13 protein-coding genes are annotated in these 14,339 nt (G+C 62.2%); 3 read left to right on the top strand and 10 right to left on the bottom strand.

What is annotated here, in order from left to right; translation table 11 throughout:
* Positions 1-32 precede the first annotated feature (32 nt).
* From uraH to allB, 5 genes are all read right to left on the bottom strand, one after another.
* Positions 33-371 (bottom strand): hydroxyisourate hydrolase, encoded by a 339-nt coding sequence (gene uraH, locus F6X24_RS00300; RefSeq protein WP_151085733.1) that lies wholly within the window; start codon positions 369-371, stop codon positions 33-35.
* Entirely contained in the window at positions 368-871 is a 504-nt protein-coding gene (gene uraD / locus F6X24_RS00295; RefSeq protein WP_151085732.1) for a 2-oxo-4-hydroxy-4-carboxy-5-ureidoimidazoline decarboxylase, read from the bottom strand. Before uraD ends, uraH begins: the two co-directional genes overlap by 4 nt.
* 94 nt (positions 872-965) lie before the next feature.
* Entirely contained in the window at positions 966-1,712 is a 747-nt protein-coding gene (gene allE / locus F6X24_RS00290; RefSeq protein ID WP_151085731.1) for a (S)-ureidoglycine aminohydrolase, read from the bottom strand.
* Positions 1,713-1,820: 108 nt separating this feature from the next.
* A complete protein-coding gene (locus F6X24_RS00285; RefSeq protein ID WP_151085730.1) occupies positions 1,821-3,086 on the bottom strand; it encodes a M20 family metallo-hydrolase in 1,266 nt (421 codons plus the stop codon).
* A 61-nt stretch (positions 3,087-3,147) separates the two neighbouring features.
* On the bottom strand, positions 3,148-4,488 hold the full coding sequence (allB, locus tag F6X24_RS00280) for an allantoinase AllB (protein WP_151085729.1): 1,341 nt from the start codon (positions 4,486-4,488) through the stop codon (positions 3,148-3,150).
* Between the two features lie 110 nt (positions 4,489-4,598).
* Between allB and F6X24_RS00275 the strand changes: the two genes are divergently transcribed.
* The 3 genes from F6X24_RS00275 to F6X24_RS00265 all read left to right on the top strand — a co-directional run bounded on the left by F6X24_RS00275 (position 4,599) and on the right by F6X24_RS00265 (position 8,033).
* On the top strand, positions 4,599-6,005 hold the full coding sequence (locus tag F6X24_RS00275; protein ID WP_229725243.1) for a urate hydroxylase PuuD: 1,407 nt from the start codon (positions 4,599-4,601) through the stop codon (positions 6,003-6,005).
* Between the two features lie 20 nt (positions 6,006-6,025).
* Complete coding sequence (locus F6X24_RS00270; protein ID WP_151085728.1) at positions 6,026-6,997, top strand: XdhC family protein; 972 nt, start codon at positions 6,026-6,028, stop codon at positions 6,995-6,997.
* Positions 6,998-7,100: 103 nt separating this feature from the next.
* Entirely contained in the window at positions 7,101-8,033 is a 933-nt protein-coding gene (locus tag F6X24_RS00265; RefSeq protein ID WP_151085727.1) for a bifunctional transcriptional activator/DNA repair enzyme AdaA, read from the top strand.
* A 21-nt stretch (positions 8,034-8,054) separates the two neighbouring features.
* On the opposite strand, the gene F6X24_RS00260 is transcribed toward F6X24_RS00265, so the two are convergent.
* From F6X24_RS00260 to F6X24_RS00240, 5 genes are all read right to left on the bottom strand, one after another.
* Entirely contained in the window at positions 8,055-8,246 is a 192-nt protein-coding gene (locus F6X24_RS00260; RefSeq protein WP_151085726.1) for a hypothetical protein, read from the bottom strand.
* Between the two features lie 43 nt (positions 8,247-8,289).
* Positions 8,290-10,158 (bottom strand): beta-N-acetylhexosaminidase, encoded by a 1,869-nt coding sequence (locus tag F6X24_RS00255; protein WP_191906390.1) that lies wholly within the window; start codon positions 10,156-10,158, stop codon positions 8,290-8,292.
* A 149-nt stretch (positions 10,159-10,307) separates the two neighbouring features.
* Positions 10,308-11,654 carry a DUF58 domain-containing protein gene (locus F6X24_RS00250; protein WP_151085724.1) on the bottom strand — a complete coding sequence of 449 codons (1,347 nt, stop codon included), beginning with the start codon at positions 11,652-11,654 and terminating at the stop codon, positions 10,308-10,310.
* A 54-nt stretch (positions 11,655-11,708) separates the two neighbouring features.
* Entirely contained in the window at positions 11,709-12,731 is a 1,023-nt protein-coding gene (locus F6X24_RS00245; protein WP_151085723.1) for an AAA family ATPase, read from the bottom strand.
* A gap of 214 nt (positions 12,732-12,945) precedes the next feature.
* Positions 12,946-14,295: a DUF4350 domain-containing protein gene (locus tag F6X24_RS00240; RefSeq protein WP_151085722.1), complete on the bottom strand. Its 1,350-nt coding sequence runs from the start codon at positions 14,293-14,295 to the stop codon at positions 12,946-12,948.
* Positions 14,296-14,339 lie beyond the last annotated feature (44 nt).

The following is a 14,339-nucleotide window of genomic DNA, read 5'->3' as shown; positions in this document are numbered from 1 at the left end:
GGTTTCGCTGAGGAAGCGCAGAAGAATAGTGTTCAGGAGCCGCGGTAGGTGCTGTAGCCGAATGGGTTAAGCAGCAGCGGTACGTGGTAGTGCGCAGCATCGGCCACGGTAAAGCAGATTTCTACGAAAGGATAAAAATGCGACAGGCCGGTGCGCTCGAAGTATTCCTGGGTGAAGAATTTGAGTTTATACACGCCGGGAGCCAGGATTTTTTCTGCGGGCAGCAGGTCGGGAATTCGCCCGTCGTCGTTGGTAGTGCCGCGCGCGGTTTCACGCCAGTCGCCGCCGGCCGGCTCGTACAGCGCAATGGTGACGCCCGCCGCCGGCCGGCCCTGGGTAGTGTCGAGAATGTGGGTAGTAAGCTGGCTCATGCGAGTAGTTTTTCGAGGCGCAAGCGCGTGATTTTGGCCTGCTCGCCCATGGCAACGTGGATTTCCTGGTTGGGCTCGTGCGGCAGCCGGGCTTGCAGCAGCGCCAGCATTTCATCCGCCGACTTGCCCGTGGCGCAGACAATGAAGATGTAGCCGAATTTCAGCTCGTAAGCCTCGTTACCGGCCGCCAGCGCCGCCAGCGTTTCTTGCGAAGCCTGCTTTACCGCGCCCTGCTCGCCGGCTGCCCAGGTGGCGGTGCTGGCAAACTTTACTTGCAGCGCCTTTACGTCGCCAATTTTGGGGTGGTGCGTAAAAGCCTCGCGCCAGTCGGCTTCGGAGAGATTATACCAGGTGCGCTCGGCTGCCTCGTAGAGTGCGGCTGCTGAATCGAAGGGAAACTGTTGGTCCAGCGCAGCTACCCAGGCCGTGGCGCCGCAGCAGGTAGCCAGGGCCTCGGCGCGGGCGGCGGGGGAGAGGGCGTTGAGGTCGGAAAGAGTCATAAGCAGTAGCGTGGACTCTGCGAGTCCGCGCGTGGGGAACGTAATCAAAAGCTGGCGTTCTGGCTGGGCAACGCGCAGACTCGCAGAGTCCACGCTACACCACCGTCGGAAAGCGGTTCACATTCTTATAATAGATGTACACCGACGGCTCCTTGCCGATGGAAGCGGCCCACTGCTGGCAGAAGGGCGCCATCCAGATGGAATCACCTTTCTGCACCGGGTACCACTGCTGGTCGAGCATGTAGATGGCCTGGCCCTGCAAGTAGAGCAGGCCGTGCTCCATGATGTGGGTCTCGACCATCGGCAGGTTGCCGCCGGGCTGGTAGGTGAAGATGTTGACGGCCATATCGAAACCCAGCTCGTTGGGCAGCAGCTCCTGAATACGCAGCGCCTCGTCGTTCATGTACACGGGGGCTTTGCTGTCGTCCTTTTCGCCCCAGCACACGCCAGGGGTGGCGTGGCCCGCCAGCGGCTCATACACTTTGTGAAAAGTAAGAATCTGGGTATTAGCCGTCGGGTTTTTGAAGGTATAGCTTTGGCCGATAGGCACGTATACAAACTTGCCCACCGTCAGAATCCGGCTGTCGTCGCCGATGGTGGCCTGCACCTGGCCCTGCACCACGTAGAAAAAAATCTGCGATGCCTGGGTTTCGCCCGTCAGCTGGCCGGCGTCGGTGAGCATGACGAGCGTCTGGCAGAGGCGGGCCCCCATCTGCTCGTTGATGATGACGTTGACGGTGCCGCCCGTCCAGCCGGGCACGTTGCTGTTGATGTAGCCGTCGGGCGCGATGATGGCGTGGTTGCGCCGGGTGACGGAGCGGGTGGTAGAGCCTAGCTGCATAGGAGGTTGAATTAAAAATTATGAATTAAAAGTTAAAAAATTTTGGCAAAGAATAGTGGACCTGTCTGAGGTAAAAACCAGCGGCAGACGCGGCGTTAGCCCTTCCTCTCAGGCCATTTTTACCTCTTCATTTTTAATTTTTAATTCCAAAAGAAACCGCTCGGCCACTGCCAGCGCAGCGGCCACATCAGCCGCCTCCACGTTCTCCAACGGATTGTGACTGATGCCTTTGTAGCAACGGATAAATGCCATCGTGGCCGGCGCCACGGCCGAGGCGGGCACGGCGTCGTGGCCGGCGCCGCTCACCAGGCCGTCGACCTCGTAGCCGCTGGCCGCGATGGCCTGGCCGAGCAGGCGGTTCAGCTCGCGGTCGCAGGCTACGGGCGCGGTGGCCTGCACCAATTGCCAGTGCAGCGCCACGCCGCGCCGGGCGGCAATGGCCTCGGCCTGGGTTTGTAAGTCGGCGTAGGCGGCGGCGAGCTGGCCGGCGTCGGGGCTGCGCAGGTCGAGGCTATGAATGACCTGGCCGGGAATAACATTGCTGGCCGAATACGGAATGCGCAGCTGGCCCACGGTAGCTACCAGGCTCTGGCCGTGGGCTAGCGCAAAGCTTTCGGCCGCCAGCACAAACTCGGCGGCGGCGGCCAGCGCATCCTGGCGCAGGGCCATGGGCACCGTGCCGGCGTGGCCGGCCATGCCCTGCCAGGTCAGCTCCACGCGCTGCTGCCCGGCAATGGCCGTGACCAGCGCGATGGGCACTTTGCTTTCCCACAGCACCGGCCCCTGCTCGATGTGCAGCTCGAAGTAGCCCAGCCACTCGGCGGCGGGCAGGGCGTCGGCGGCGAGGCTGCCGGCGTTGCCGCCCATCTCAGCAATGGCCTGGGCCAGGGTGATGCCATCGGCATCAACTCGTTGTAAAAGGGTGGGCTCAAAAGCGCCGGTCACGACCCTGCTGCCCAGGTAGGTGGTATGAAAGCGCACGCCTTCCTCATCGCTGAAGGCGATAAGCTCCAGGTGGAATGGCAGCTCAACGCCTTGCTGAATAATATTTTCCACCAAATCAAGCCCCATCAATACGCCTAGCGGGCCATCATATTTACCGGCGTTCACCACGGTGTCGATGTGCGAGGCCAGCACGAAGGTTTTGGCGCCCGGCTGCCGGCTGGCCAGCCGCCCGCGCAGGTTGCCGATGCCATCGAGCCGGGTTTCGAGGCCCGCGGCCTCAAACCAGCCCTGCACCAGGTCGCGGCCGCGCACGAAGGCCGGCGTACCAAAGCGGCGCGTGACGGTAGCGCCCGTGGCGTCTTCACTGATGGCGGCCAGCTCGTCGATGCGGCTGAGAATGTGCGCGGTGCGGGTGGGGTAATCGGACATTTATAGAAAATATGCTATGTATTCGCCGGACTCGGCAGGGGCGAAGCTGCAAATATGCAGCTTACCGCGTCAGCAAGTGGCCCCGGTTCAAATGCAGAAAATCAGGATGCCGAAAAACTTCCTCGCCGGCCAAAAAGGTGTGCGTCACTACGCCCGTCAGCTCACGGCCCAGGTAGGGCGACACCTTGTGGCGGTGGTGCAGCAGCGCTTCGGTAACGGTGAAGGTAGCCTCGGGAGCCAGTACCAACAGGTCGGCGTCGTAGCCTTTGGCAAGCTGGCCTTTGCGCTGGCTTTGGCCGATGAGCCGGGCCGGGTTGGCACTGAGCCAGCGGGCCAAATCGGATAGCGTAGCGCCGCGCCGGCGCGCGGCGGTCCAGAGCACGGGCAGCGCCAGCTGCAGCGAGGCGATGCCGCCCCAGGCCATAGCAAAATCGCCGCTGGCCAGCTGCTTGAGGTCGGGTGGCGCGGGCGAGTGGTCGGTGGCCACGAAGTCGATGAGGCCGCTTTGCAGCGCCTGCCACAGCTGCTCGTTGTTGGCTCGCTCCCGGATGGGCGGCGCGCACTTAAACTGCGTCTGGCCGTCGGCGATGTCTTCGGCGTTGAAAAACAGGTAGTGCTGACCGGTTTCCACCGTCAGCGGCAGGCCCTGGGCCTTCGCTTCGGCAATGGCCGTTAGCGAGCTGGCCGACGACAAATGCACGATGTGCACTGGGCAGCCATACTCGGCGCAGAGCCGAATCATCAGCTTAATGGCCTCGTCTTCCCAGCTTTTGGGGCGCGAAGCCAGGTAGTTCGGGTACGAGCGGGTGTCGCCCTTCTTCCACGCCTCATTCTCCTCCGATAGCTCGCAGTGCACCAGCAGCGGCCGGCCGTGGCGGGCCAGAACGGGCATTGCGCGGCGCAAATCGGCCTCCGTGGCATTCGGAAATTCGTCGATGCCCGAGTGGGTCAGAAACGTCTTGAAGCCCAGCACGCCGGCCGCAATAAGCGGCTCGATTTGGTCGGCGTTGCCGGGCACGAGGCCGCCCCAGAAGCCCACGTTGGTGTGCAGCTGACCCTGGGTGGCGGCTTGCTTGATGCGTAGATTTTCAACTGAAGTCGTAACCGGCGCCGAGTTCAACGGCATGTCTACCAGGGTGGTAAGGCCACCGGCCAGCGCGGCGCGGGTGCCGGTGTCGAAGCCCTCCCACTCGGTACGGCCAGGCTCGTTGAGGTGCACGTGCGGGTCGATGACGCCGGGCAGAATGGCCGCGTCGCCCAGGTCGAGCGCCGGGCCGGCGGCACTGGCATCGTAGTCGTGGGGCAGCACGGCCGCAATGCGCCCCGCCTGCACGATAAGCGTGGCCGGGCGCTCGCCATCGGGCAGTACTACATAACGGCTGCGGAGGACAAAATTGGACATAAAGGAAAAATTTGACGCTAAATTGAGGACTTTTCCCCAACTGCGGCTATTCTTGCAGGTCGGTTTGTAGAGTGGGCTGGTGCTGAGCGGCGGTAGTTTTTATATTTTCTATGCTTCAATACGTTACCTTACTTGCGCTTTTACTAACCTTTGGGCTGCTGCTGGGAGCTATTGTAGTGCTTCAGCACCTGGCCAAAAGCCGGCCCCAGGGTGGCCCCGTGGGCGACCAAGGCTTTACGCTCGAAGGGTTTTCGTATGCTTTCATGCTGCTGGCGGCCATTACGGCAGTGGGCGTGTGCTACGTGCTGGTGCGCGATACGCCCTGGGGAGGACACATATTAGAGTGGCTGAATATTGTCGTGCGGCTCATGCACATCACCTTCGGCATTGCCTGGATTGGTGCCTCGTTCTACTTCGTATTTCTTGAAAATGCTCTCAACCGGACCGATAATGTGCGCGATGAGCTGGCCGGCAACCTTTGGGCCGTGCACGGCGGCGGCTTTTACTACCTCGAAAAATACAAGCTCGCGCCCCCGCAAATACCTAAAAACCTACACTGGTTTAAGTATGAAGCCTACTTTACCTGGCTTTCGGGCTTCAGCCTGCTGTTTGTAGTCTACTACTTCAACGCCAGCTCTATGCTGATTGACCCGCGGGTGCTGGCCATTTCGCCGCTGGCGGGCGTGGGTATCGGGGTGGGGTCGTTTGGGGTGGCGTGGCTGCTCTACGATGGCCTGTGCCGCACGGCGCTGGTGCGCAGCCGCTGGTTTATGGTGGTGGGCTTTGCGTTGGCCGTGGGTTTCGCGTTTTTCTACGCCCAGGTGTTCAGCGCGCGGGCCGCTTACATCCACTTCGGGGCCATGCTGGGCACGCTGATGGTGGCCAACGTGTTTTTTATCATTATTCCGTCGCAGAAAGCGATGGTGAAGGCTGCCACCGACGGCACGCCGCTCGACCCTGCGCTGGGCAAAAACTCGCTGGCCCGCTCGCTGCACAACAACTATTTTACGCTGCCTGTGCTGTTTGTGATGGTGAGCAACCACTTTCCCAGCACCTTTGGGCACGCGTATCCGTGGGCTATTCTGGCGGCCATTACGCTGGGTACGGCGGGCGTGAAGCACTGGCTCAACCTGCGCGAGAAGCACCAGTCCAACGCCTGGGTGCTGCCCCTGTCGGCAGCAATCCTGCTGGGCGTGGTATTCGTAACGGCTCCTAAAGTGGAGCCAGGCACGGCCGCCGGCCGCTGCACCCAGCAGGTAAGTATGGTGCAGGTAAACGCTATTGTGCAGAAGCGCTGCATTCAGTGCCACTCGGCACACCCGACCGACGACGTATTTAAGGCGCCTCCCAACGGGGTGGTGTACGACACGCCGGAGGATATTATCCGGCTGAAAGACAAGATAATGCAGCGTGTAGTCGTCACCAGAACAATGCCCCAAAACAACAAAACCCAGATAACCCAGCAGGAGCGTGACCTCATTGGCTGCTGGATTAACCAGGGCGCATTGAATAAGTAAAAGTTATCACTGAGTAGAAATTGCCTGCTGCCCCCCGCGACCTGCCCGTTTGGACCCTTGCCGCCGCCAGTCTTCGGGCTGGCCACGCGGCCGTGCTGCTGTGCGTGGTGCGCAGTGAGGGCAGCAGTCCCGGCCGCCAGGGTTTCAAGATGGTAGTTACGGCCGAAGCCGCGTGTGGCTCCATCGGCGGCGGCATTATGGAGCACAAGTGGGTAGAGCTGGCCCGCCAGCGCCTGCGCGAAGGCGGGGGGGCGCCGCTGCTGCGCCCCCAGATTCATCGGCGTGAGGCTCCGGCCGACCGCTCGGGTATGATGTGCTCGGGCGAGCAGGAAGTGCTGCTTTGGCCCCTGCGGCCTATCGATTTGCAGGCAGTACAAGCCATTATAGCTGCTTTGCAAACCCTTCAGGTTGGTGCGTGGCAGGTAAGTGAAGCGGCTGGTTTGCAGGTATTTGCAGCAGTATCGGCTCATTTTTATAGCTACCAGCCTGGCCCAGCCTGGGAGTATAAGGAGCAGCTGGGCTACCGCGACCAACTCACCATTGTGGGCGGTGGGCATGTGAGCCGGGCACTTGCCCGCGTGGCCGCCAACCTGGAGTTTGAGATAACTGTGCTCGACGACCGGCCCGACCTGCCCACGCTGGCCACTAACGATGACGCCCACCATCGTCACGTATTGAGCTACGATACCCTGGCTGCCGCTGTACCGCCCGGCCCGCACCGCTACGTAGTAGTAATGACCGTAGGCTACCGGACCGACGAGGTGGTCTTGCGGCAAATAGTAGCTAAACACTATGCTTACCTGGGCGTGATGGGCAGCGCCGCCAAAGTGGCCGAGCTGCGCCGCGCCCTGAGCGAGGCCGGGTTTACGGCCGCGGCTATGGCCCGGCTCCGGGGGCCGATTGGGGTGCCGATTGCCAGCCGTACTCCGGAAGAAATCGCGGTGAGTGTGGCGGCCGAGCTGATTGCGGTGCGCAACCAGGTGCGGCACTGACGCAGGCGGCTCACCAAGGTAGCATGGCCGAAAGTGCGCAAGATTCGGATAGACGCGGGCGTAACCGAAAAGTACTTTTGAGGCCTGTCAATGCCTCTGCTTTATGAGCCAGCTCCCCTTTGCCTGCCCGCCTGAGTTGCTACTGGCCGAAACCGACCTGGCGCCCGCCGCTGGCACGCAGGCCAGCCTCGACTACACCCGCGTAGAGCAGGCTATCAGCTTTATTGCCGGTCATGTTGCCCAGCAGCCTTCGCTGGAAGAAATTGCGGCGCACGTGCACCTCAGCCCATTTCATTTCAACCGGCTGTTCACGCGCTGGGCGGGTATTAGTCCGCAAAGGTTTCTGCGTTTTCTTACCAAAGAATACGCGCGGCAGGTGCTGGCCGAATCGGGCAATGTGCTGGCCGCTACGCACCAAGCTGGTCTTTCGGGCCCGAGCCGGCTTCACGACTTGTTCGTGACCTACGAAGCCATGACGCCGGCCGAGTACCGGGCGCAGGCCGCCGGCCTCTTCATCGCCTATGGCTTTCACCCCACGCCTTTCGGCGAATGCTTGCTCAGCCTGACCGACCGGGGCATCTGCGGCCTCACGTTTCAGGCTGAGGCCGAGCAGGGAGCCGCCCTGACGCAGCTGCGGGCCGCCTGGCCCGGCGCGATACTTGTGCCTGATGCCACCCGAACGGCTGCCGTGGCCGCCCGGCTTTTCGCTACTAAAGTTGACCCAGCTGGCCCGCCCGTGCCGCTTTTGCTGAAGGGCACCAATTTTCAGGTAAAGGTGTGGGAGGCGCTGCTGCGGATTCCGGCCGGAGCCGTGGTTTCATACCGCGAGGTAGCGGCAGCTATCGGGCAGCCGGGCGCCAGCCAGGCCGTAGGCGGCGCTGTGGGGGCAAATAGTATCGCCTATCTCATTCCCTGTCATCGCGTTATTCAGCAGCATGGTGGGCCGGGCGGCTACCGCTGGGGCAGTGCCCGCAAGCAGGCCCTGCTGGCACGGGAAGCGGCGCAAGTAGCTGCCTCGCTGGCCACTGATGAGTAGTAGCCGGGCACGCGCCCACCGTTAATCAGCCGGAGCTACAGGCGGGTGAAGGGCTTCCTGGGAAGGTTTTTCGTCCAGGTCGTCCAGCTTTTCTTCTTCGTGCCAGATTTCAACTGGGTTAAATAAGCTGGTTAAGGCCGCCAAATCTTCCAGTAGGTGGTCGTCGGCCGGTTGTTCGTTGGCGGAGGCGGAGGGCGCGGAGTCTGTTTGCATAGTTTACCTACGTCAGGCCGCCCCCCTTAGGTTGTAAAGCTTTTTACAATCCTACCAACCGCCGGGCCGCGCCGATAATAGCCAGCTCGGCCTGCCCGGCGGGCTTTTGGGCGGCATCGAGCTGCAGCCGGGCCGCGCTTTGCCAGGCCGGTAGCGGCGCCTGCCCCTGCTCAAGCTGAGTCAGGCGCTGGGTGAGCAGGCTGGTTACTGTGCCCAGCTGAGCGGCCAGTGGCGCGTATTCGGCCACGCCGGGGCTTATCACGAACAGCGGCGGCAAGGCTTCAGTAGCGTGCTGCCAGTCGGCCAGTTGCTGGCGTAGCGCGGCTAGCTGGCGGCTGGCTATCGGTAGCAGCGTGGGCGGGCCCGTAGCCGGAAACCTTGGCACCGCGATACTCAGGCCGGCCAGCAGGCTGTCTGCCGTGGCTCCAAAGCGCCGGGCTACATCCGACTCGGCCGGCGCAGCATCTGCGAGGCGGGTCAGGGGCGTTTCGGTAGTGTACTTAAAGCCCTGAAAATGCCGCCTGTACTCCTTCACCGGCTCTAAAAGGGCCGTGAAGGTTTGTAGCGCGGGCAACGCGGCCGGGTAGGGGGCGGCCAGCTGGCGCAGCAGCGCGGCCGGGGCGCGGCGGTGGCGCAGGCCCAGCGCATCCAGCTCTTCCGACACAAAAGCCAGGCGACGGTACATATCGGGCACGTCCTGCGTGAGGGCAGCGGGGCTCCACAGGCGTTCGGCCACGGCGGCGGCGCGGGGCCACACCCGGCTCTCATAAATAACGCTGTCGGCAAATTCGCTCCACATGGCCGCCTCGCCGCCCAGCACGCGGGCATGCAGCGAGTCGGGGATGCCCTGCAGCGGGTCGGCGGCGTAGTGCGCAGCGGCCGAAAAATTAAGGTCGAGGTAGTAGCCGTGGGCGCGCAGGGCAGGGTGGCCCAGGCGCACGGCATCGGCCACGCCTTTGGGGCCGCGCCAGCTTTCAATCACCACCGGCGCGGGCAGGTCGGGTCCCAGAATCTCATCCCAGCCGACCATCGTCTTGCCCAGCTTTTGCACTATGCTGAGCATCCGGCGGTTGAAATAGTTTTGCAGCTGGTGCTTATCGACGTAGCCTTTCGCGTTGAGAAAGCATTTTTCCTGCATAAAGGCCACAATGCGCGGGTTGTGGCGCCACTGCCGGCCGTCGTTCTCATCGCCGCCTATGTGAAAATACGGGTCCGGAAACAGCCCGCTCAGCTCGGTCAGCACCGAGTCGAGCATAGTGTAGGTACTTTCGCGGGTGGGGTCGAGGGCGATGTTGAGTACGCCCCAGCGGGTGGGCACGGCCTTAAGCGAGTCGTTGCAGGCCAGGCGTGGGTAGGCGGCCAGCAGCGCGCCGGCGTGGCCGGGCAGGTCAAACTCGGGCACCACCCGGATGCCGCGCTGGGCGGCGTAGCGCACCACCTCGCGCACCTCGGCCTGGGTGTAGTAGCCGGTGGCGCCGCCCACCGTGTGCAGGCGCGGAAACAGCTTGCTCTCGACCCGCCAGCCCTGGTCGTCGCAGAGGTGCCAGTGCAGCACGTTGAGCTTCACGGCGGCCATGCCGTCGAGGGTGCGCTTGACTACGGCCACCGGCAGAAAGTGCCGCGCCGGGTCAACCAATAGCCCGCGCCACCGAAAGCGCGGCTGGTCCTGGATATCACAAAACTGCGCCCGCCAGCCATGCGGCGTGGCCTCAATTACCTGCCAAAACGTGGCCAGCCCCCGCTGAATACCCAGGGGCGAAACCGCCGTGAGCAGTGCGCCGGTGGCAGTAACACGCAGGCGATAGCTCTCGTCCGAAGAGGTGGCCGGGCCCGTCGTTTCGCGGTGCAGCGCCAGCAGCGGCGCTATTTTGAAGGTGTAGTAGCCGGCCTGCCAGCTGGCCTGCGCGGGCACCGGCAGCAGCGGGCGCTGGGCGTGGGCCGTTAAACCAGCAAAGACCAGTGCAATCCCAGCGCAGAGTTTTACAAAGCTGGCAGAGTTTCGCAGGGGCGAACGGTAAACTACTTTGCGAAACTCTGCCAACTTTGCGAAACGCTGCGTTATCATATCAGTCCCCTGGCCTTGAATTCCAGGTATTTATTTATCGTGTTGGCCGTCAGCAGTTGCGGCGGCGTGAGCAGCGCCTGAATGCCGTAGCGCTGCAATTCGAGCACAATCTGGCGCTTCTCCTGCTGAAATTTCTCGGCGATGGTTTGGTTGTACACGTCGGCCGTTGTTTCGGCCGGCGCGTCGAGATAAGCGCGTAGCTCGGTGTTTTCAAAGAAAACTACCAGCAGCAAATGCTGCTTGCCAAGGCCGCGCAGGTAGGGCAGCTGACGCTGCATTCCCTGCAAGGTTTCAAAATTGGTGAATAAAATCAATAAGCTGCGCTGCTTTACGCGGGCCCGCACCGTGGCATAGAGCAGCTCGTAGTCGGTTTCGAGGTACTTCGTCTTTTGGCGATAGAGTACTTCCAGAATGGTGCGCAGGTGGCCCGGCCGGCGCTCGGCGGGCACCATTGCGCCGGGTTTATTGGAAAACGTAATCAGCCCCGCTTTATCGTGTTTGAGCAGGGCAATATTGCTCATTACCAGCGTGGCGTTGATGGCATAGTCGAGCAGACTCAGGCCCTCAAACGGCATCCGCATCACGCGGCCCTTGTCGATGAGGCAGAATACCTGCTGGGCGCGCTCATCCTGAAAGTGGTTGACAACCAGCGTGTCGGCCGGACTACCGCCGCGCCGGGCGCTGGCTTTCCAGTTGATGGTGCGCGGGTCGTCGCCGCTGGCATAGGGCCGGATTTGCTCAAACTCCAGGCTCTGCCCCACGCGCCGGATGCGCTTCACGCCCACCTCGGTGAGGCGGTTATGGATAGCCAGCAGCTCGTACTGCCGCATCTGCAAAAACGACGGGTACACCGGCACCACCTTGGCCTGGTCGAAGCGAAAGCGCCGCCGTACCAGCCGCAGCGCCGAGGCCGCGTACACGTTCAGGGCCCCAAACTCGTACTCGCCGCGCTTGGTAGGCCGCAAGTGGTAAGTGATTATCTGCGTCTGCCCCGGCTGAATAGTAGTTTCAAATAGCACATCGCGCCGCTGAAACTGGTGCGGAATCTCATCAATCACTTCTACCTGCACTCCAAAGCGGTAGCGGCTTTCCAGGTAGAGTTGCACCTGGTTGTCGTCGCCATTGGCCAGCTTATCACCCAGCACGCGTCGGCCAAATATAGGAAAATTTTTATGTTTCCCCGGTGCAAAGAGCAGCAGCGCATCGAGCAGCGTGAGCAGCCCGGCCGCGCCCAGCAATACCTGCATCGGCCCCAGCAGCCACGGCAGAAAAAAGGCTACTACAAAGCCCGCAATGAGCGCCGTGCAGAGGTAAAAGAAGCGTTTGGTTAAGAACAGGCTCATAAATACAACTTGTGCGTGCAAGCGCCAGGGCAAACGCTTGTTAGCTGGTAAAACCTACCGCGGCACTTCCACGCTTTGCACAATCTGCCTTACCACTTCATCGGCCGTGCCGCCTTCCATCTCGCGCTCGGGCGTGAGCATAATGCGGTGGCGCAGCACCGGCGCGGCCAGAAACTGCACGTCTTCGGGCGTTACGAAGTCGCGGCCGCGCAGGGCCGCCAGCGCCTTGGCCCCGTTGAGCAGCGCAATGCTGGCGCGGGGCGACGCGCCCAGGTACAGCGCCTTGTGGGCGCGGGTCTGGCCCACTATTTTGGCAATGTATTCGAGCACGTTGGCTTCCACGCGCTGCTGGCCCACCTGCCGGCGCAACGCGGCCAGGTCGGCTGCTGAGAGCACCGGCTTTACAAGTTCCAGCGGCGTGCCGCCAAAACCGCTGTGGTGGCCCTGCAAAATCTGGATTTCCTCGGCCAGCGTGGGGTAGCCCACGTTCAGCTTAAAGAGGAAGCGGTCGAGCTGCGCTTCGGGCAGGCGGTAAGTGCCTTCCTGCTCAATCGGGTTTTGAGTGGCCAGCACCACGAAGGGCGAGCCCATGCGGTGCGCCGTGCCGTCCTGGGTCACGGTGCGCTCCTCCATCACCTCAAACAGGGCCGACTGCGTCTTGGCGGGGGCGCGGTTGATTTCGTCAATCAGCACCACGCTGGCGAAGATGGGGCCGGGCCGAAACTCGAAATCGCCCTGCGCCGGCCGAAACACGCTGGTGCCCAGCACGTCGGCCGGCATCAGGTCGGGCGTAAACTGAATGCGGCTGAACGGCACATCCAGGGTGCGGGCAAGCAGCTTGGCGGTGAGAGTTTTGGCCACGCCCGGCACGCCCTCGAGCAGGACGTGGCCATCGGCGAGCAGGGCCGTGAGCAGCAGCTCCAGCAAGTCGTGCTGGCCCACAATAACCTGCCCGATTTGCTGGCGCACGGCCTCGACGTGCGCCGCGAGCTGCGAGAGGTCCGTGCGCGGGGCAAAGCTGCCGGCTATCGGCGCTGAAGAAGCAAGAGTGGGTTCGTCGAAAGACTGAGTTTCCATGAGTTGGCAGGCTGGTAGCGGGCGCGTAGCTTCGCTTTTGAAAGAAAGACCGGTAGAAAGAGTTTGCTAAAAAGTACTAGTTTTGCGCTCTGTTTTCAGAAGAAAAAACAGCTAAAAACCTAATTTAAATGATTTAAAATAATTTTAATGGAATAGTTATAAAATGATAAAATGCAATTTATTGACTCAGTGCAATACAGATTTTAGCAGCGCTTCAGGTAGATTCCTGCTTGAAATCCCGGATAGCGCGGCTTAGCGTAAGCAGCTCACGGTCGGTGACGACGGGCGCGGTACGGACGAAGTTGATGAGCCGCAGCAGCTCATCGATGCGCAGGCGCGGCAGTCCCGCCTTCTGGCTCAGGCGCTCGCGGAAAGCGTCGTCGCCGAGGTCGGGCGCTGGCTCGTGAAAGCGGCTGCGCAGGTAGTCCAGAAAGAGACTCACTTTTTTTTCCGCAATGCGGTTATGGCTGCGGCCCTGCTGATAGAGGCTGGCTACGGTGCGGGTAAAAAGCAAGGTTGTATTCGGCAAAGGCTTGCTAACCGGGATGATACGCTGCCGTCGCCGCGCCTCGATAACTATGAATAGAATGGCCGTGACCCATAGCAGGTAGTAGGCGGTGCGCAGGCTGTCGTGGGCCAGCAGCACACGCAGCACCGACTGCTCGCCCAGGCGGCCCTGCTTCTGGTATTCATCCCACCACACCGGCCGGCCGGTGGGCAGGTACGAGAGCGCCCCCAGCGCAAAGGGGCGGTGGCGCGGCGCTAACACATAGTAATTACTTAATATTATTGGTACGCTGCATAGGTACACCTGCCCGCGCCCGTGGTTGAGGCGCAGCAGCACGGCCCGGCCCTGCGCATCGGTGGCGAGGGTGATGCCTTGGTGGCCGCCCCGCACTACCAGGCGCGCGGTGGCCGCCTGGGCCGGCAGCCGCAGCGTGGCCGGGCCCAGGGCCGGATTTACCAGCCGCACCAGCACCGAGTCGGGGCGAGGCAGGCCGGGCGTGCGCGCCGAGTCGGCCTCCTGGAAGCGCACGCCCAGCGAATCGGCAAATACCGCCCGCCCGCCCGCGTTGTCAAGCTCCTCGGCCGCGATGAATACGTCGTTGCCCGCGGCCACAAAAGCCAGCAGCGCCTGCCCTTCGAGCTGACTGATAGCGAATTGATTGGCAATAAAAAAGTAGGTGGTGGGCTGCATTGGCAGCGTGGGCGCGGGCCCACTTGGCTTGGCTTGGCCGCTGGCCGGCGCGAGTGCACTGGCCGAGTCGCGGCCGGTGGAGGAGGGCGCAGCAGCTGAGCGGCTGGCCGCGACCGAATCCCCGGTGGTGTCGGGCTCGTCTTCCTTAAAGAGCTGATTATAAACCGGCAGGCGTACGCTCTCTACCGAGCCTGTACCCAGCAGCTGGGGCAGCACGTCGTAGAGGGCGTAGGTGCCGTACGGAATCTTATCTTTATTACTGAGCGTGGGCTGCCAGTTGAGAGGCCGGGGGCGATAATACTCCAGCGCCACAAAGGCTCCGAACAAGAGCAGCAACCCCAGCAGATACAGGCGAAAATGAGTCATAATATACCGGGGCGGCTTGCCGCTGGTTGAGGAGCGGCTGGTCG

The organism is Hymenobacter baengnokdamensis, assembly GCF_008728635.1.
GTDB lineage: Bacteria > Bacteroidota > Bacteroidia > Cytophagales > Hymenobacteraceae > Hymenobacter > Hymenobacter baengnokdamensis.
This window is presented reverse-complemented; position numbering and strand designations above follow the sequence as displayed.

Excerpts from the sequence above, each read along its gene's own strand:
- uraH (WP_151085733.1), bottom strand. The coding sequence starts at position 371 with ATGAGCCAGCTTACTACCCACATTCTCGACACTACCCAGGGCCGGCCG.
- uraD (WP_151085732.1), bottom strand. The coding sequence starts at position 871 with ATGACTCTTTCCGACCTCAACGCCCTCTCCCCCGCCGCCCGCGCCGAG.
- allE (WP_151085731.1), bottom strand. The coding sequence starts at position 1,712 with ATGCAGCTAGGCTCTACCACCCGCTCCGTCACCCGGCGCAACCACGCC.
- F6X24_RS00285 (WP_151085730.1), bottom strand. The coding sequence starts at position 3,086 with ATGTCCGATTACCCCACCCGCACCGCGCACATTCTCAGCCGCATCGAC.
- allB (WP_151085729.1), bottom strand. The coding sequence starts at position 4,488 with ATGTCCAATTTTGTCCTCCGCAGCCGTTATGTAGTACTGCCCGATGGC.
- F6X24_RS00275 (WP_229725243.1), top strand. The coding sequence starts at position 4,599 with ATGCTTCAATACGTTACCTTACTTGCGCTTTTACTAACCTTTGGGCTG.
- F6X24_RS00265 (WP_151085727.1), top strand. The coding sequence starts at position 7,101 with ATGAGCCAGCTCCCCTTTGCCTGCCCGCCTGAGTTGCTACTGGCCGAA.
- F6X24_RS00260 (WP_151085726.1), bottom strand. The coding sequence starts at position 8,246 with ATGCAAACAGACTCCGCGCCCTCCGCCTCCGCCAACGAACAACCGGCC.
- F6X24_RS00250 (WP_151085724.1), bottom strand. The coding sequence starts at position 11,654 with ATGAGCCTGTTCTTAACCAAACGCTTCTTTTACCTCTGCACGGCGCTC.
- F6X24_RS00245 (WP_151085723.1), bottom strand. The coding sequence starts at position 12,731 with ATGGAAACTCAGTCTTTCGACGAACCCACTCTTGCTTCTTCAGCGCCG.
- F6X24_RS00240 (WP_151085722.1), bottom strand. The coding sequence starts at position 14,295 with ATGACTCATTTTCGCCTGTATCTGCTGGGGTTGCTGCTCTTGTTCGGA.